The organism is Flavihumibacter sp. CACIAM 22H1 (assembly GCF_001601815.1).
Taxonomy (GTDB): Bacteria; Bacteroidota; Bacteroidia; order Chitinophagales; family Chitinophagaceae; genus Flavihumibacter.
Genome location: NZ_LUKG01000030.1, coordinates 20,284 through 39,402, shown reverse-complemented (window position 1 = coordinate 39,402; position 19,119 = coordinate 20,284). Strand labels below are relative to the sequence as shown.

General features: G+C 44.8%; 12 protein-coding genes. 5 read left to right on the top strand and 7 right to left on the bottom strand.

What is annotated here, in order from left to right; all coding sequences use genetic code 11:
• The 4 genes from A1D16_RS10335 to A1D16_RS10320 all read right to left on the bottom strand — a co-directional run.
• Positions 1-2,912 (bottom strand): efflux RND transporter permease subunit (locus A1D16_RS10335; protein WP_290709287.1); only part of this gene is annotated, 2,912 nt, incomplete at its 3' end.
• Between the two features lie 10 nt (positions 2,913-2,922).
• Complete coding sequence (locus tag A1D16_RS10330; protein WP_290709286.1) at positions 2,923-3,990, bottom strand: efflux RND transporter periplasmic adaptor subunit; 1,068 nt, start codon at positions 3,988-3,990, stop codon at positions 2,923-2,925.
• Between the two features lie 5 nt (positions 3,991-3,995).
• Positions 3,996-5,366 (bottom strand): TolC family protein, encoded by a 1,371-nt coding sequence (locus tag A1D16_RS10325; protein WP_290709285.1) that lies wholly within the window; start codon positions 5,364-5,366, stop codon positions 3,996-3,998.
• Positions 5,367-5,378: 12 nt separating this feature from the next.
• Entirely contained in the window at positions 5,379-6,011 is a 633-nt protein-coding gene (locus A1D16_RS10320; protein ID WP_290709284.1) for a TetR/AcrR family transcriptional regulator, read from the bottom strand.
• A 282-nt stretch (positions 6,012-6,293) separates the two neighbouring features.
• Here A1D16_RS10320 and A1D16_RS10315 point away from each other — a divergent pair, with 282 nt between their 5' ends.
• On the top strand, positions 6,294-6,911 hold the full coding sequence (locus A1D16_RS10315) for a TetR/AcrR family transcriptional regulator (RefSeq protein WP_290709283.1): 618 nt from the start codon (positions 6,294-6,296) through the stop codon (positions 6,909-6,911).
• On the opposite strand, the gene A1D16_RS10310 is transcribed toward A1D16_RS10315, so the two are convergent.
• The 3 genes from A1D16_RS10310 to A1D16_RS10300 are packed head-to-tail and all read right to left on the bottom strand — an operon-like array spanning position 6,908 to position 10,697.
• Positions 6,908-8,791 carry an LTA synthase family protein gene (locus tag A1D16_RS10310; protein WP_290709282.1) on the bottom strand — a complete coding sequence of 628 codons (1,884 nt, stop codon included), beginning with the start codon at positions 8,789-8,791 and terminating at the stop codon, positions 6,908-6,910. The genes A1D16_RS10315 and A1D16_RS10310 overlap by 4 nt on opposite strands.
• Positions 8,791-9,642: a hypothetical protein gene (locus A1D16_RS10305; protein ID WP_290709281.1), complete on the bottom strand. Its 852-nt coding sequence runs from the start codon at positions 9,640-9,642 to the stop codon at positions 8,791-8,793. The genes A1D16_RS10310 and A1D16_RS10305 overlap by 1 nt, the downstream gene beginning before the upstream one ends.
• The gene (locus A1D16_RS10300; protein WP_290709280.1) at positions 9,639-10,697 is read right to left on the bottom strand and encodes a hypothetical protein; all 1,059 of its coding nucleotides are present in this window, start codon (positions 10,695-10,697) and stop codon (positions 9,639-9,641) included. The genes A1D16_RS10305 and A1D16_RS10300 overlap by 4 nt, the downstream gene beginning before the upstream one ends.
• Before the next feature lie 143 nt (positions 10,698-10,840).
• Here A1D16_RS10300 and thrS point away from each other — a divergent pair, with 143 nt between their 5' ends.
• The 4 genes from thrS (at position 10,841) to rpmI (ending at position 19,115) form a co-directional block, all read left to right on the top strand.
• Complete coding sequence (gene thrS / locus A1D16_RS10295) at positions 10,841-12,778, top strand: threonine--tRNA ligase (RefSeq protein ID WP_290709279.1); 1,938 nt, start codon at positions 10,841-10,843, stop codon at positions 12,776-12,778.
• 47 nt (positions 12,779-12,825) lie between these two features.
• Positions 12,826-13,416, top strand: coding sequence for a translation initiation factor IF-3 (infC, locus tag A1D16_RS10290; RefSeq protein WP_290709278.1), 591 nt, complete (start codon positions 12,826-12,828; stop codon positions 13,414-13,416).
• 113 nt (positions 13,417-13,529) lie between these two features.
• The gene (locus A1D16_RS10285; protein ID WP_290709277.1) at positions 13,530-18,800 is read left to right on the top strand and encodes a S8 family serine peptidase; all 5,271 of its coding nucleotides are present in this window, start codon (positions 13,530-13,532) and stop codon (positions 18,798-18,800) included.
• 117 nt (positions 18,801-18,917) lie between these two features.
• Positions 18,918-19,115 (top strand): 50S ribosomal protein L35, encoded by a 198-nt coding sequence (rpmI, locus tag A1D16_RS10280; RefSeq protein ID WP_290709276.1) that lies wholly within the window; start codon positions 18,918-18,920, stop codon positions 19,113-19,115.
• The last annotated feature ends 4 nt before the right edge of the window (positions 19,116-19,119 follow it).

Below are 19,119 nucleotides of genomic sequence, written 5' to 3'. Positions count from 1 at the left end.
ATGGCAATAGTGGTCATCAGAATGGGCCTTAACCGGGCATGGTTGGCCTGTATCAATGCCTGAAACGTAGACTCCCCCTCCGCTTTCCGGTGATTGGCAAAGTCCACGATCATAATAGCGTTTTTACAAACCAAGCCTATGAGCATAATAATTCCCAGGATAGTGAAAATATTGAGCGAATTATTGGTTAATCCCAACGCCAGGAAAGCGCCTATGAAGGAAAGTGGTACCGAAAACAACACCACAAAAGGATACACAAAACTGTCGTAGAGCGTAACCATTACCAGGTATACCAGCAGAATAGCTGCCAGCAGGGCAATACCCAGTGTTCCGAATCCTTCACTTTGGTTCTCCATATCACCTCCCCACAGATAGTTAACACCGGTAGGTTTGCGTAGTTGGGAAAAAGCAGCTTCCCATTCAGTAGCCACTGTACCGGTAGGACGACCAACTGTTTGCCCCTGTACAGTTACGGATGGGCTTTTATCCCTGCGTTCCAGCTGGCTGGGGCCCGATGCTTCCGCAATTGTAGCAAACTGAGACAGCTTAATCATTTGCCCCTGGTTGTTTACAAACTCAAGGTTACGTACATCCTGGATATTCGACCTTGAAAAGCTTCCGTAACGGATATTGATATCGTATTCATATTCTCCGGCTCTGAATTTGCCGTCCGTATTGCCATTAAAGGCAGTTTGCATGGTTAAACCGACGGTTTGCATATTCAATCCCAATGCAGCCATCTTATCCCGATCTACCTGCACATTGATTTCCGGGTTTCCGGATTCAACCGTTAGTTTGGTTTCGGTTGCACCTGGAATTTTTTTCAATAAAGCATGCGCTTGTTCTGCAAATACCATGGCACTGTCCAGGTCAGAAGCGGTAATAACCAGCGCAAGCGGCGCCTGGTCGGCAGTACCCAGCATACCTATAGGGGTCGTTTTTATTTTAGCACCCACCAGCTTTGTTTCCAGTTCCCGTTTAATTTTTGCCGCGTACACATAACTGTCGTCGGCGCGTAGTTGTTTAGGAACCAGTTTTACTTTTATTTCAGCTTTATAAGCGGTGCTTTGTGAAGCGCCTAATCCTTCGCTTGTTTGGCCTACTGTTGTAATGAGGTCAATAATTTCCGGTTTATTTCTAAGATAGTTTTCTGCTTTTTGTGTCAATTGATTGGTTTGTTCAATAGCCGCATCTTTGGGTAATTCCAATTGAACCAGGAATTCGCCCCGATCGCTCTTGGAAAAGAATTCAGACCCTACATAGCCGGCACCAACTATGTAAAATGACCCGAAAAACAAAGCCAGTACAATACCGAGTGTAATGCGCTTATGCCGCAGGCTCCAGGTAAGAATGCCGGAGATCCAATGGGTAAATTTATCCAACCCGCTTTCAAATGCCAGGATGATACGACCAAATATGGTTTTACCAGTAAGGTGTTCCAGTTTTCCGAAGCGGGATGATAACCAGGGTACAATGGTAAACGAAGAAAGCAGGGATAAAAGGGTCGAAATAATTACGGTTACACAAAACTGTTTAATGATATTGGATACCAGGCCCGTACTTAAGGCAATCGGAAGAAATACCACTACAATTACAAGGGTAATGGCCGTTACTGTAAACCCGATTTCTTTGGTACCATCCATTGCTGCACGAACCCTGTTTTTACCCATTTCCATATGACGGTAAATATTCTCCAGCACCACAATGGCATCATCCACGAGGATACCTACTACCAGCGAAAGGCCCAGTAAACTCATGAGATTAAGGGTGTAACCAAACAGGGCCATTCCAATAAAAGTAGCAATAAGTGAGGCAGGGATGGACACCATTACAATTACCGCATTCCGTAAGCTGTGGAGGAAGAACAACATCACAAAAGCCACTAATACAACCGCCAGCAGTAAATCGTGTACTACCGAATCGGCCGCCTCCAGCGTAAATTCGGTACTGTCATTGGCAATGGTAAGTTTCAGGCTGGCGGATTGGTAATCCTGCTCCAGCCGTTGAAGCTGTTTCTGTACTTCTTCACTTACCGCTACGGCATTTGCATCCGATTGTTTGATGATTTGTATGGTAATTGCATTTTCCTGGTTTACCCGGGCTATTTTTTCCACTTCTTTCTGGCCATCCTGTACATCGGCCACATCGGCCAGGCGAACCTGGATCCCATTATTGGATAAAACCACCAGGTTCCGGAGCTCTTCTACTGTTTTGTATTTTCCGGATAAACGAACCAGTATGCTCTGTTCCCGCGTTTGTACATTACCGGTTGGAAAATCGAGATTGGAACTTAGGATGGCCTGTTGCACCTGGGGAACCGATAGTCCAAAACCTTTTATTTTATCCGGATCAAGGCTTACCTGGATTTCCCTTTCCTGTCCGCCGATCAGATTCACCTGTGCTACACCGTTTACCCTTGATAAAACCGGGCTTATTCGTTTGTCGATCAGGTCAAAAAAATCAGATTCATCTAATTTTGCGGATGCGGCCAGGGTCATTATCGGTAAATCACTTAGCGAAAATTTGGTTAGGGAGGGGGGATCCACATCCTCCGGCAGATCCTTTAATACGGCATTTATTTTCCGTTGTGCATCATTTAATGCATAATCGGCATCTGCATTACTGGTTAGGGTAATGGTTACCAGCGATACATTTTCGAGTGATTTGGATTCGAGCTTTTTAATGTTTTCCAGTGATGCAACGGCATCTTCTACTTTTTTGGTAACAGTGTTTTCCACTTCACTGGGCGAAGCACCCGGATAGATAGTTGATACCGTTATGGCATTGGTTTCAAATTTTGGAATCAGTTCATAACCCAGTTGGGTATAGCTGAACAGACCCCCCAGTGTAAGTATGGTAAATAATACAATTACCAGCGAGGGTCTTTTTATGGATAATTCTGCAAGTTTCATGTAGCTGATTTTAAGGAATAATGGTTACGTCGGTTCCGTTGGTTAGGTTGATCTGTCCACTGGTAATGATCAGCTCTCCTTCCTGGATGCCTTCCAATACCTCTACATGGTTGCCCAGCACACGGCCACTAGTTACCTGAACCAGTTCGGCTTTGTTATTCCTCACAATAAACAATTCATTGCTGTTAACGCTTCCGATAAAAGCGGCACGCGGAACCAGAACAATGGGCTGTTGTTGTGCAAAATCAAATTCCGCGGTACCATACATACCGGCTTTCAGCAGGTTACCCGGATTGGACAATACATCAATTTCTACCGGAAAATTCAAAGCAGCATCGGCTTTGGCCGCAATAAAAGATACCTTGCCCGCGAATGATTTGTCTGGAAATACACTGGCTTTGATCTTTACCGGTTTGCCAATGGCCAGTTGGGCTACCTGTGCTTCGTTTACGTTCACTTTCAATTTTAGTTTTGAAATGTTCACAATGTCGAACAAGGGGGTTCCGGGTGCCACCACCGAACCTGGTTCAATTTTGCGGGTATTGATAATACCGCTTATACTGGCGCGTATAGTGGCATCGCCTAAATTAATGTTCGATTGTTGTAGCCTTGCTTTGGCATTGGCCAGGTTCAATCTTGCCTGATCCAGTTGTTGTTGGGTAACGCCTCCTGTACGAAATGCATTTTCATACCGGGTAAGGTCGGTCTGTGCATTTTGATAATTGGCTGTTGCCGTTTGTAGATCTACGTTTAACTGATCTACCCGGATGGTGGCCAGTACCTGCCCCTTTTGTACAAAATCTCCTTCTTTTACCAACACATTTACAACCCGTCCGGCTTTTTCTGCCGAAAAGGATAGTTCCTGAAACGGTTCAAAATTTCCATTGGCTACTACAGAAATGTCGGGACTTGATTTATGTATGGTATCAACCCGAACCGATACGGTACTGTTTTTCTGTGCTACAATTTCTGTCTTTGCAGCGGCTGTTGCTTTGTTCTTTTTTAAAACTGCAATAATGGCAAACAGGGCGCCTCCTACAAGGCCTATTGTTAAGAGGATTTTTACTAGCTTATTCATTACAATTAGTTTAAAAGTGTGGTGAGTTTTCCCTGTGTTTTAATAACCTGGATTTCAGCAAGGCGGTAGTCCAGCAGGGCGGTTGAGTAGTTATTTTGTGCGGTGGTGAGCGAGTTTTCGGCATCCAGTAAATCAGTGAGCGGTGCAAGGCCCTGATCATAATTGTTCCTGGTATTGAAATAGACTTCTTTCGCAAGTTCCACGTTCTCCTGTTGGTTGCGCAAAGTGGTAAGCGCATTCACGAGTTGCGCTTTTGCGTTTTCATAAGCAAGGTGGAGCGATAGTTCCTGCTTGTTAAGGTCTTCCTGGATTTTCTTTACTTCAATATCTGCCTGGCGAATCCGTGCGCGATTTCCAAAGCCGGTAAAAATAGGAATACGTAAGGTCAGTCCCACATTCGCATAATCAAACCAGTTTATATTTTGCGAAGGCCCTTTTCCGATTGGGAACGTATTCCCCAAACCCTGGTAACCATAATTTCCATTCAGGCTGAGGGTAGGAAAAGCAGCCGCCTTCATACTTTCTTTCTGAAAATGCAGGAGTTTTTCCTGTGTTTTTAACAATTGATAATCGGTCATATTGGTTACCACCGGGGTTTCTGACAGTATGGCTGCATTCGGTTGAATAGCTTCGAAAGATGCTGCGGGCACCTGAATGGGTTCACTGATTTTCATTCCCATAAAAAATTTGAGGGTATTTTCCTGGATCTGTACCGCATTCAGTACTTGTTGCCGTTGCGCCTGCAGGTTAGAAATATTTACCCGGGTACGGTCTACATCAATTTTTTTTGCCAGTCCGTTTTTATACAAGCCGCTAATTACGTCCAGCACCTTGGTGGAATTAACAATGGTACTGTCAATAACCGCAAGTTTTTGCCGCTGCACCAGTAACTGGTAATAGTTATTAGCCACTTGTTCAATTACCTGCTCGTCGGTCAATTTTCCCAGTACCTGGTAATATTCCCGGGTGGTTTTTGCAGCTTTTAAACCGGTAAATACGGATTTGTCAAATATGTTTTGCGAAAGAGAAATGACCGAGCTGGCAATCCATTTTTGCCCGAACGGAATTAGGAGGGTGGTGCCTGGTTGCCCGGCTAAATCTCCTGGTACAGCGCTTAACTGCAGGATTGGATTGTAGGTTAAACCGCCGGTTCCGGTTATTTGGGGCAGTGCCCTGGATTTAACTTCCTCGATCTGGTAGTTTGAATTTTCCATGTCGAGTTTTGCTTTCCGGATGTCGGTTTGGTGCTCCAGCGCATATTTTAGCGCATTGGACAGGGTTAATGGTTGATCCGGTGTTTGTGCTTCTGCACCGGCACCTGCCAACAGCAGTGCCGCTAACAAAAGGGTGGAGAACCGGCTTTTTCTAGTCTTCATCGTTGTTTATTATTAAATAGCGTTGATAGTAAGAGGTGATTTCCAATTGAATTCAAGCATTAATGCCTCTAGCGTAGGAATGGCGGCAGGCGCAATGATCCCGTATAAAAACAGGTAAACTGCCTGGCGGAATACTTCATCTTTCGAATAATCATTCACCAATTGGGCCGCATATTCAAAATCCTTTTGCAGGTGTTGTTGCCAGATACTGATGACCAATGCAGGATGCAGGCTGTTCCGAAAAACACCTTCCTGTATGCCGTCTTCCAGCAAACGGAGGATGCGGCTTCGCAAGCTTTCTTCCAGCTTCAGGTTCAATTCTATATACTGAACAGGGTAGTGGCGGCGGAGGTCTGTAAAAAAATCCGGGCTAATCGTTTTGCAGAATACCACCACATTGGAGATTAGTCCGACCAGCTTATTAAGATTGCTGATGCCGTCGGCATCCCAAGGTTGCATGGCTGCCTCATTATCATCCGCTACTCGTTTGCATACCTGGTCTACCAACTCCTGCCGACTTGGATAAAAGCGGTACAGTGTTTTTTTCGAAATTCCCAATTGTGCCGAGAGGTCATCCATGGTAAACCGGCTTATACACTGTGTAGTGAAAACCTGGTGTACGGCGTCCAAAATAGTTTGTTGCATGAATTTTCGACTAATTTGGTTTATGGGTCAAAATTATATGAATATTTGACTAAAACGATAAAATAGTCGAAATTATAATGTTAAGAAAATGTCAAAGCCTGCTTCCAAGCCTGGCTACGAGCCGCTAAATCTGGCGCCTAACATTTTGTATATTGTTGAAATTCAGTTTATTGAAAATTGCACAGTAGAAACGATAGGCTTTCCAATCGTGTTTATCCGGCTTTCATGGTTGGATCGAAAAGAATTGTAGTAAATTTGAATATTTACAAAAATCGACTGAAAATGTCAAATAGTCTAAGCGAAACGTCTGTTGGATTAGATCCAGTTCGTAAAGAGATATTAACCGGGGCGCGGGAATTGTTTATCCATTTTGGATTCAAAAAAACCACGATGGAGGATATTGCCAAAAAAATCGGCCGCTCCAAAAGTTCGCTTTACTACTATTTTAAGACCAAGGAGGAGATTTTTGAAGCCATGGCCTTGGAGGATATGGACTTCCAACACCGCAATGCAGTGGAAACTATGAACCGGGAAGAAGCCGTTCAGGATCGGTTCCGTTCTTTTGTGGTTAGTTTATTTACCCACTTAATTTCCAATAAGCAGGAATATTCTGTTTTTAAAGCAGAATTAATGGAAAACCCTTTTCTGATCATGAATATCACCGAAAAGCGAAATGCCTATATGGAAGTTTTTCTCAAAGATTTGGTATTGTACGGGATCAGAAGAGGCGAGATCAGGGAACTCAGTCATGAAGAAATTGATATCTGGGCAAAAGCGATCAATGTTTCATTAAAAGGAATCGGATCCCGTTTATTTCTTGGCAATGATCAGGAAAAATTCAAGGACCATCTCGGTTTTATTGCCGACGCATTGTTTATGGGCATTACTACAAAAATCTAATTACCGGTTAGTGGACGGTATACCTGTTTCAGGCCTCCCAGGTAGGTAAAGAAATCTTTTATGAACAAAGCAGGCGGCGTTATTTCGCTTTTCAATCCAGGATCTTTCCGATAATTCCAGCAACCAACCGGCCTGCGTTGGAGCATGTCGTAGGAGAGAAATAAAGAATCATTGGCAAATAAGAGCAGATTTCCTTTTCTGGTCAGAATTTGCCGTTGGCTGGTAACAGGTCCTATAATATTGCGGCCGGCCGGGGTAAAGGCATCAGGTATGCCCACCATTTCCAGAATAGTAGACGGAATATCGGCTTGTTGTACGGGGTAATCCGCTTTTCCGATAAGATTTTCTCCGGGTGCATATATCATGAGGGGAATTTGTAGTAATCCCCAGTCAGACCGGTTCAGCAGATCTTCTGCTCTTGAATAGTGATCCCCTACAAACAGAAAAATGGTATTCTTAAACCAGGTATTTGCTTGAATACGGTGAAAAAAATCACGTAGAACATCATCCAGATACCTCATGGATGCAGCCTGAGAAAAGGGGAGCGCTTTATTTTTGTATTGTTCATAACCGGGAAAGCGGGTATAAGGATTATGGGTAGAAACATTGGAGATACCTGAAAAAAAGGGCTCTTCAAAGCTGTTCATTTTTTCAGCAACCAGGGGAAAGAATACATGATCGGGCAGTTCCTGTTCCGGCAGATGTTTATATGCCGGATCCAGAAGGGGCGTAGTATAATAATTCCGGACACCGGCATACCCAACCGCTTTCCAGTAATCTGCCGCATAACTGTCGTTGCTGTAAAAAAAACTACTGGTATATCCTGCGCCGGACAACAGATTGGCGAGGTAAAGCCGGTCTTTGATATAAGGATGTTTAACCCTTTTTTCCATTATATGATTGCCGATACCCAGGTAAATGGCTTTTACTCCTTCGCTCGACAGGTAGCCGTTGGCATATGCGTTTGAAAAAAATAAACTATGGTTTTTAAGTGAATCAAAAAAAGGCATCTCGAATTTGCTGGGTGAACTTTCATCAAAATTCTCAGCCGATGCACTTTCAATAATCAGCAGGAAAATATTTTTTCCCCGGAACTGTCCAAAGCCCTTCCAGGTATCTTCCTTGCTTCCGGAAACAGGTTGCTCCACAGGAGGCAGTTCGGTTTCTAACAGGTCAATAAAAAGGTCGGAAGTATTCAGTTGCTTCAGGTAAGAATACCCGAAATTAAAGAAAGGGTTGATGACTAAATTATAATACCTGGGCTTTACAAAACGGAAAGAACTATTAGGAGAAAGCCAACCACTCCCTATTTTTTCCCTGGTTAAATATACGCCCGTTAAGAAGAACAGCAGAACCGAAATTACTAGGGTTTTACGCTTTAAAACTACCTGTTGCTTAGCTGCCTGGGTATGGCTTTTCTTCCTGAAAATAAAATAGATTACGGTAGCCAGTGCCAGCAATAAGCCCAGCAAATACCCACTATACTGGCGTAGATAAACCCCTGTAAAATGCCGGTTATCCCACATAATGGAAAGGGTCCGATTTGAGGGCAACTCAAAGTTAAACTTGTAGAACAATGCGCCGGACACGGAAAACAGGATATATCCAAATACTACCAATACCATTAATAGCTCTGCTATTTTGCCTGCTTTGCCAGTTGGGTGGCTATTTTTAATTAATCGGACTGCCCAGTTTAATAACCAGAAAAAAAACAGGACCCAGAAATCGTAATAGAAACTACCAGCTATTATGGAAAAACCATCGGAAAGCCTGTCCAGTGAAAAAGACGCATAATTTATACAAAAGAAAATCAATTTGTTGAGCAGGAGGAACAGGTAAAATAGTATAAAAGACCGGATACTGTAGGTGATTGTTTCCATTAGTTGTCTTTTTTCCGGACCCTGAAACGAACGGCTGCATTTTTTTTATCGGATGCCGATAAACGTACTTCAAATTTATCACGACCTGAACTCACCGTCATCAATGCCGTATTGGGAGGAATGCTTCCCAGGTTATCGGCATACATTACCAATTCATACTCCTGCCCGGCCACCGCTTTAATGCTGATACTGAGCGCATGATTTGTAAGACGTTGCTGGTACAGCAGTAATTCATTGTTTAAATAAATGGTAACGGTGTCATTATCGATTTCTGCATTATCGTATAAGTCGATTTTTACTGTTGGACTATCCAGCACTAAGGTCTGTACTATTTCTGTGCTGCGTTGTTTCATTTTCAGTAATCCCTTATGATTAACCTGTTGTGCGCTATCTGTAAACGGCGTGGGGAAATCTGGTTGCGACTCCCGGTAAAGGGTTATTTTACCAGCCGGACAAACCCTTTTGCTATCGGCTTCTATGCCTGTCCAGGTGCCTGTTAATGCATCCCGGTCGGCAGCTTTTGCAAAACTCAGTTCATAGGTTTTTGTACAAACCACACAGTCATGTGGAATCTGCACTTCCAGCAACTGGTCTTCCCGGATTATCATTTTTTTATGCGCTGCATTATAGGTGCCCTTGAAGTGATGTTTGACAAAGCGTTTTTTATCATAATAGTCAAAAGCATATCCCTCAATGTCGGTACCCGTTGAAATTACCTGTATTTCGAGGTTATAAACCGGGAAACATCCACCCGCTTCCTGTGTTAAAGACCCTCGCCAGATCCCATTCAGGTCCTGGCAAAAAACCGGTTCCTGCAATACTAATACCAGGATAAAAAAGAGTAGTCTCATTCTCGCTGGTATTTAAATACCACCACTGCATTTTTTTGTTCCGTTGAGGTAATCCGTACTTCGTATTGTTTATTACCTGCTTTTACCAGCATCAGGGAAGTATTAGGAGGAATTTCCCCGAGGTTTTCCGCTACCATCACCAATTCTACATAATCATTTTCTTCCGCCAGGTCTATATTAACGGTGATGGGCGATAGGGAAAGCATTTTTTTCGATACTACGAGCCGGTTGTTCAGGTACACGGAAACCGTATCCTTGTCAATGGTACCATTGTCGTACAGGTTAATGGAAATTTGCCTGGTAGTAACGGTAAACGTTTTTACGACTTCATTCTCCCGATCCTTTATTACTGGTGGAACTACCACAGGGGCGGCAGGTTTTCTAAATTCAGGTTCCGGGTCAGGAATAACAGGTGCTGCCGGAGACGGCTCCTTGCTTGCCGGAGGCTTGGGTTTTACCGGTGGTTGTACCGGTTTATTGCCGGTGGCAGGGGGCTTTTGCGGATTGTTTCTGGCAATAGGCGGGGCTTCATTTATACGGACCGATTCTTCTGCTTTTGGTTTTTTCTCGCGCTCGGTTAGAAAAGGCTCTTTGTAAAAATCGGAGGTAGTCACTTTTCGCAGAAAAACCGTTCCCCGTCCGCAATCGGAGGAATCGCGGGTGTTCATACTTACATAAGTGCCCTCCATAAATTCTTCGTTACCGTTTTTTGTGTATTGAAGAAAACAGGTCATTATACAGGCATCATTCCCGATCTGCATGCGCACATCTACGATCTTTAGTTCTTCGAGGTATACTTTTTTAGTACCCGTATGGATGGCGCCCTTTGCATCAGCTTTGCCGTAAAATTCTGTGGTTTTGTAGGAATAGGTTACCGCTTTAAAGTTTTTCCCTTCCTGGGCTATCTGTACTTCGAAGCGATAGCGGTCTTCCAGGTTGAGCAATTGAAGCGATCGGTTGGTTTGTCGGAAATGCCCTCTCCAGATTCCGGTTATGTCCTGCGCCATTACCCCTTGCAGAACAAGGGCAAGAAATAGTGTAAAAATAAACCTCATGTAGTCCTGTTAGTCGTTCAATTTAAGAAAAAAGAGGCCTTAATATTATACCGCTCAACCAGTTATTCTGGCAAGAGTTCGTTAATTTTGCCCTCCTTTCAACTCGTTCGTAGGAGTTGCGAAGTTAAAACTGTGAACTTAAAATGATCAAGATTAGTTTTCCGGATGGAGCAGAACGTGCTTATGCACCTGGAACTTCTTCCTTAGAAATTGCCAAATCCATCAGTGAGGGACTGGCAAGAAAAATTCTGGCTGCTTCAGTGAATGGCCAGGTTTGGGACCTGAATCGTCCAATTTATGAAGACGCTGCCATAAAATTCCTGACCTGGGAAGAAAAAGAAGCGAAAAGTACTTTCTGGCATTCCACGGCCCACCTGATGGCGGAAGCCATTGAAGACCGGTTTCCGGGTGTAAAATTCTGGGTAGGTCCCCCTGTAGATAATGGATTTTATTATGATATAGACCTCGGTGGACAAAGCCTCCATGAAGAGGATCTCCGGGCTATCGAAACCAAAATGGCGGCATTGGCTAAGCAGAACAACCCTTTTATTCGTAAGGAGGTTCCCAAAGCGGATGCCATTGCCTATTTTGAAGAGAAAGGGGATGAATACAAGCTGGATTTGCTGCAAAACCTGCAGGACGGGGAAATTACATTTTATTCCCAGGGCGCATTTACGGATCTCTGTCGTGGTCCGCATATACCCCATACTGGTTTTATCAAGGCTATTAAACTTACCAATATTGCCGGCGCTTATTGGAAAGGGGATGAAAAGAATAAAATGCTTACCCGGGTATACGGGGTAAGTTTTCCGAGCCAGAAAGAGCTGGACGAATACCTTGCCTTATTGGAAGAGGCGAAGAAAAGAGATCACCGGAAACTGGGGAAAGAACTGGGTATTTATACCATGGATGATGATGTTGGCCAGGGGCTGATTATGTGGATGCCCAATGGCACTATCATTATTGAAGAATTGGAGAAACTGGCCAAGGAAACCGAAGAAGCAGCCGGTTACCACCGGGTGGTTACGCCGCATATTGCCAAGGAAAGCATGTACCTCACCAGCGGGCACCTTCCTTATTATGCCGATAGCATGTACCCGCCGATGGAACTGGAAGGGGAGAAATACTACCTGCGGGCGATGAATTGCCCCCACCATCACAAAATATTTGCTGCAGAACCAAAGAGTTACCGCGATTTGCCCTACCGGATTGCAGAATACGGAACTGTGTACCGCTATGAGCAGAGTGGTGAACTATTCGGCCTGATGCGGGTGCGCTGTCTTCATATGAATGATGCACATATTTATTGTACCAAAGAGCAGTTTGAAGAGGAGTTCCGGGCGGTTAATGAAATGTACCTGAAGTATTTTAAGATTTTTGGTATCGATAAATATGTAATGCGGCTCAGCCTGCATTCTCCGGAAAAGCTGGGTAAAAAATACGTGGATGAACCCGAACTCTGGAAAGAGACGGAAACTATGGTTCGCCAGGTATTGATAGATTCCAACATTCCCTTTGTTGAAGTACAGGATGAAGCGGCTTTTTACGGTCCGAAAATTGATGTGCAGATCTATAGCGTAATTGGCCGGGAATTTACCCTGGCTACCAACCAGGTCGATTTTTCACAGGGTAGATCCTTTAAATTAAGTTATACCACAGCCGATAATAACCACGATACCCCGTTGATAATTCACCGGGCTCCATTAGGTACCCACGAACGGTTTATCGGCTTCCTGCTGGAACATTATGCCGGTAAATTGCCGCTATGGTTAAGTCCGCAGCAGGTAAAAATTCTGCCGATCAGTGATAAATTCATGGAATATGCCCAATCTGTGAAAAACAAACTGAAAGCAGCCGGTATCCGGGTATCCATTGATGACCGGAATGAAAAAATAGGCAAAAAAATCAGGGATACTGAGTTGCAACGGGTTCCTTATATGCTGGTTCTAGGGGAAAAAGAGGTAAATGAGGGGCGGGTAGCTATCCGTCGGCAGGGCAGGGGAGACGCCGGAACCATGCCGGTGGAGGAATTTGTTACCGTTCTTTCACGGGAAATTAAGGAACGAAGCAGCGGGGATTAAAAAATGGATTATTTTTAGGACGTAAATTATTTAATCAAAATATTTAAATGGCATTTCCACCCAGGCCTCCGAGGGGGGCTTTCAATCCAAGGTTCAAAAAAGAACAACAACAGGAGCACAGGACCAACCAGATGATTCGCGTACCACAGGTGCGATTGGTTGGGGATAATGTAGAAGTTGGTGTGTATTCCATACAGGAAGCACAACGCATGGCACAGGACCAGGGCCTTGACCTGGTAGAGATTTCTCCGAATGCAGACCCGCCGGTTTGCCGAATTATTGATTACAATAAATTCCTTTACGAGAAGAAAAAGAAGGAAAAGGAGATGAAGGCGAAAGCCAAGCAAAGTGAAGTGAAGGAAATTCGTTTTACACCTAATACGGACGACCATGATTTCAACTTTAAAGCAAAACACGCCGAGGAGTTCCTCAAGGATGGCAATAAGGTGAAAGCCTATGTGCAGTTTCGTGGCAGGGCCATCCAGTTTAAAGACAGGGGTGAATTGCTATTGTTGAAATTTGCTGAACGTCTTTCAGAATTCGGCGTACTGGAAGGTATGCCAAAAATGGAAGGAAAACGGATGTTGGCTATTTGGGCTCCCAAAAGCCAGAAAAAGAAGAAAGAAGGCGGAGAATAATGACCGCAACATATTAGTAAAAGCCCGCCAACGCGGGCTTTTCTTATTAAAAAACCCGGTAACAGTTATGAAAATTGTTGAATCTGGGGTATATTTAAGAAGATTCTTTTTTTATGCCTAAACCTCTGCTCTTCGTCAGGGTTTTGCTGGTTCTGCTGGTTTTTTGCAAAGCAGTTCAATCGCAAACCCCGGCCGAAAGCACCCGACCCGTACTTTTCAAGGAGCCAGCTGCCAACCAGCTTTTTGTCCTTGCACCACCCACTGCGCATCACCTGGAAAATTCCGGTAAAGCAGGAGGCTCTGGTATCTATTTTATAAAATTCAGCAACATTCCCGGGCTTCAACAGCAACAGCAAATGGCTGCGAGGGGAATCGTTTTGCATGAATACATTCCTGGTAATACCTACCTGGCCACGGTTCCTTCTACCATTCGGCAGCAGGATCTTCAACAGTGGGGCATAACGGGTATATTCAGCCCAGCTGCCAGTTTGAAGAAAGAAAAAGAGGCATTTGTACCTGCTGCAAAAAGAGCCCTGGCTGCTACTGCCAGGCAGGCATATCATATTTGGCTGGCACCAGGAATAGATTCGGCGGCGGCTGTCCGTGCCATCAGAACATTACTTGGTTCCGATGCACCCGCAGCATCGGAAACCCGGGTTTTGTATGGCAGAATGCTGGAAACCCGCCTCAGCCCACCAGCCTTGGAGAAATTACTGGAACAGCCATTTGTATTGTATGCCTTGCCTGTACCCGAATTATTTGCCCTTAATATTATTGGTACCGAATCTCATTTCGGAAACCTGGTACACCAGGGAAATGGTACTGTACCCGGACTAACAGGTAAAGGTATAACGATGGGTATTGGAGATGCCGGCAGAATTTACCACATTGATCATAACTATTATGAAGATGGCCAGTTGTATAACGGCAACTTTCATGCTACCCATGTGGCAGGTACTATGGCCGGCAAGGGACATGTGAACCCGATTATGCGTGGTTTTGCATACGATGCCCGGCTTGAAGTAGAATATTTTAATAATATAATATTTCAGACACCTGAACTCTATGCACAGAAGCGCATGGTAATTACGAATAATTCCTATGGCGCTGGCAGTTTTTGTTTGCCTTATTCCGGCCAATATTCGGGCTATTGCGGACAGGCCGACCAGCAATTACTGGACATGCCGCACCTGCTGCACGTGTTCGCTGCCGGAAATACCGGAACCCTGACCTGTGGTGAGTACCCGGTCAGTTACCGCACCATCGATAATGCCTTTCAGGCAGCAAAAAATATATTAACCGTTGGGGGAACCAATGAAGCCGGATCGGCTTCTGTTTATTCCAAAGGGCCCACGCTCGATGGTCGGGTAAAACCCGAAATTGTGGCTGTTAGCACCAATGTATTTTCCACGGCCACCAATAATGGATATGGCAGGCTGGATGGTACCAGTATGGCCAGTCCCCAGGTAAGTGGAGCACTGGCACTGCTCTACGAAAGATACCGTCAATTATTTAACGGGGATGACCCCGACGGAGCGCTCATGAAAGCATTGGTTTGTAATACGGCTACTGACCTGGGAACAAAATATGTAGATTTTGCCAATGGTTTTGGCTGGTTGAATATCAGGAAAGCCGTTGAAACCATGAATGCCAAAAACTGGTTTTCAGGCAGGCTTCAACACCAGCAAGAACAGCGTTTTGAAATTAACCTCGACCGGGAAGTAGCTGATTTCAAAATCATGCTCTATTGGCATGATCAACCGCCTTCTTATTATTCCTCCTTAGCATTGGTTAACGACCTGGATATTACCGTGCAACTGCCCGACGGTTCCATTTACGATCCTTTTGTTTTGGACACAAGCGCTACCGGCGTATTAAAGCAGGCTACCAGGGCTAAAGACCACCTTAACAACATTGAGCAGGTGGTAATTGATCGTGCACTGCCGGGGCGATACCAGGTAATAATAAAAGGCTACGAAGTGCCCCTGGGCCCACAAAATTTTTATGTAGTGTACAACTGGGAAGAACTTAGTTTTGATCTGCTGCAACCCGCCGGAGGGGAACTGTATAAACAGGGCGATCGTAGAGTTATACACTGGCGTTACCCCGGGCATGAAGCCGATAGTTACCAATTCTTTTTTTCGACAAACGGGGGAATTAGCTGGACAACCATTTATGGGGCAGCTGCTTTGTCTAACAGGAATAGCTGGACAATTCCCTCCATCACCAACAACAGGGTATTGGTAAAAATTGTGCATCAGCCTAGTGGTCAGGAACGAATCTCAGCTCCCTTTAGCATTTTGCCAGAACCCGTTTTTTCAGTAAGTAGTGATTGTGAATCTAAGATAAAGGTTGAATGGAAAAAGCCTGCCAGTATTGATTCCGTTGCAGTTCTTTTATATAATGGAACAGAAATGGAAACGATCCAATACAGTTCAGATACCGTTTACCAGATTCAACAGTTAAAACCGGGAAAACCCTATTGGGTAAGTATCCGCCCCATCCTGCAGGGTAAGCTAGGGTTGCCGGCGATCGCCAAAAGAATTCTTACCCGACCTGTGATCTGCCCGGTTCCGGGTATGAACAACGATCTTTCCATTCAGGTTACTGATTCTTTACTTGTAAGTCGTAGCCCCTCAGCCAGGGATAGCTTGCTACCCTTCACTGTGCAACTACGAAATGAAGGCAGTTCTATTATTACTGACACCGTTTTCCTGGTTCTCTTAAAAAATGGCCTTCCTATTGCAGCCGACACCCTGGTGAGAAATTTTCCAGGCGGACAAACAGTTACCTGGACCACAAAGCTGAGACCAGTAGGTAATTTGGGCGAAACGGCAAGATTTGAACTTAAAATTTCAACACTCACGGACCCTAATCCTACAAATAATAGCTCCGCCATAAATTGGCGTTACGTTGGTACAAGTCCTTTAACGCTTCCCTTCACCGAAAATTTAAACGAAATAAAAGACACTATTTATAGAAATCCGGGATATTCAGCATTAGTAGGACTACCTGCCTGGGATCTGCTTTTGAATACAGCGGCCCTTGAATTACAGACAAAAACCTCAAAAGGCTTTTTTATTAATAGTAAAATAGAAGATCAATCAGTTCAACTAATTGGTAATTATAACTTTGCGAACTATAACGTTGACGATAATATCGGTATGTCGATTGATATACCCGATTTCCCTTTAGCAAAAGTGGATTGTTTTATCCGGGGAAATGATACGTCTTCCTGGTTAGGGATAGCTTTGTCCGATCCACTTACGCAGCAACCGCAAATCGATTTCCTGAATATCAGTAATGTATTGAAGAAGGGGCACCAGGAATTCAGCGCCAGTTTTCAGGTGCGATTACGGGTGGTACATTCGAGTTATCAGCAACTATTACACGTATTTAGGAAAATTCAGTTTTTTAAAGCGGAGGAGGATATCCGTTTAGTATATCTTACCTATCAAAAGGAACGTGTAACCGACGGCGATACCATCGGAATTAGTTTATACGCCGCCAACAATAAACAATCTGCCAGTAAACCTGTATTGTTTTCCCTTCAGTCGCCTGATCAAATTATACAACAGGTTGAATTTCCCAGTATTGCGGGGGGCGATACTGCCATCGTTAATTTCAGACTCCCTGTAAACAACTGGCCTGCTGCACTTGCCCGGGTAAAAGCCTGGGTAGCTGCCGAGGGTGATCCTTACCGGGCGGATGACAGCCTGTCGGTCAATCTGGCGTACGCCAGGAAAATCGAGCGCTTTCCCTACCTGGAAGGGTTTGAATCGGGTAAGGCCGGATGGGGTTCCACGTTCTTATATGAACATTCCTCTCAACTCGGTGCCTCTATTGCGCCGTATAAACCGGCCAATGGAAAATTTTTCTGGGGAACCCAATGGATCTCCTCCATACAGGGTATTGGTTTTATAATTCCTTCCGGCTATTTGCTGAGCCCGCTTTTTGACCTGCGCGGTCTTGCCCAACCCTATTTTTCTGCATCTGTTAATAAACAATTGTGCGATAACAGGGATTCTGTGTTCATGGAATATTCCCTTGATACGGGAAAGGTGTGGCTGCCCTTGAAAACAGTTGCCCCGCAGGTTAACTGGTATACAAATGCCGAACAGACCGCCTGGATTGGTTGCGGCCTGCCGGGGTATGATCGGTGGCGGGTGATTTCCTCCGCATTGCCTGCCGGCGCATCGAGCATTCAATTTCGCTTAATGTCTCTCGGAAGAAATGATGCAGCTACTATAATGCCAAGAACACCAGGAGGACTCTTACTAGATGATTTTCATGTATATAGCAGGAATTATCCTTTATTTAATGGCACTAAAAAACAAACAAAAAACAGTTCGGTATATAAAGATTCATTTTCGCAGGTATTGGCAGATGGACAACTAATGGCGGAACTTAAGAGCGGCCAGGAAGGAACCCATTCCGTACAGTTTACGTATGCACCAATAGAAGGTATGGCCGATTTTTCCGGTAACAAGGTATTGCCCTTCAATTGGGTGCTCCAGGGGGCCGATGCCTATGCCGATACCAGTGCCCGGTTCCGTTTCTATATTCCGGATGAAACCGTTCAGGCCTGGTTGGATGCCAACCCCTGTGATACCTGTACGCAAAAATTAAGTGCCTACGACCTTTCCGTTTTCAGGTATGCCGGCCCGGTAAGCACCCTTAACCAGCAGATCTCCGATAATGTACCTGGTTATGAAACCATTTGGGATCCGGCAGGGTTTGAGCTGGTCCCTTATGACAATGGTTACTATGTAGAGCTTTCAACCGCTTTGTACGGAGAATTTTACCTGGGTAGAAATACCCGCAACGCCCCGGTTCAGTTTTCGGCGCTGCGCTCGGGGAACGAACCGGCTGCAAGGTTAAGCTGGTCGGTTACCGACTGGCAGGGTGTTGTTAAACTGGAGTTGGAACGCTCAAATAACCGGGATGCCGGCTTTTTGCCCATCTTCAGTAATGCCATCAGTGAATCCAGCGCCTTGTCGGCAAGCTTCCTGGATAATTCAATAGAAGTTCCTGGAACCTATTTTTACCGCCTTAAGCTGGTGGACAACCGGGGAGGCGTTCGCTATTCTGTTATTAGGGTGGTGCAGTTTGATGCCAGCCTGCAGGCGGTTGTCTATCCTAATCCAGGCAGGGGCGACCAGTTAAAGCTGCAGCTTACCCGCCTGGATGGTGCCAAACTGGAGCTGGAATTAGTGGATATGTCTGGTAAACAATTGTCGCAATCCAGCATTACGGTAGGCCCTGGTCAGCATTGGGTAAGTCTTGCTTCCATCACCAAAGGACGTCCGGCCGGTGTTTATATTCTTAAACTAAGAACCGGCCAACAAAAAAAGGCGTTACGGTTGGTAATTTCAGGAAACTAATCTACCTTTGCGCTCCCTTAAGGGCATCATGGCAACATGATGAAATTGCCCAAATGGCTCCATAAGTCTCCACCGGTGTGGGGCGCCAGCAGGGCGTAACTTAGAGAAGTTATCAGAATGCCAAAGGTAAAAACCAATTCAAGCGCAAAGAAGCGCTTCAAGGTGACAGCAACAGGAAAGATCACGCACCAGAAATCATTTAAGCGTCACATCCTGACCAAAAAATCCACCAAACGTAAAAGAGGTATGCGCAAAGCCGGCGTAGTAGCAGATTCCAACATGTTCTTTGTTCAACGCCTGCTGGGTCTTAAATAAGCTT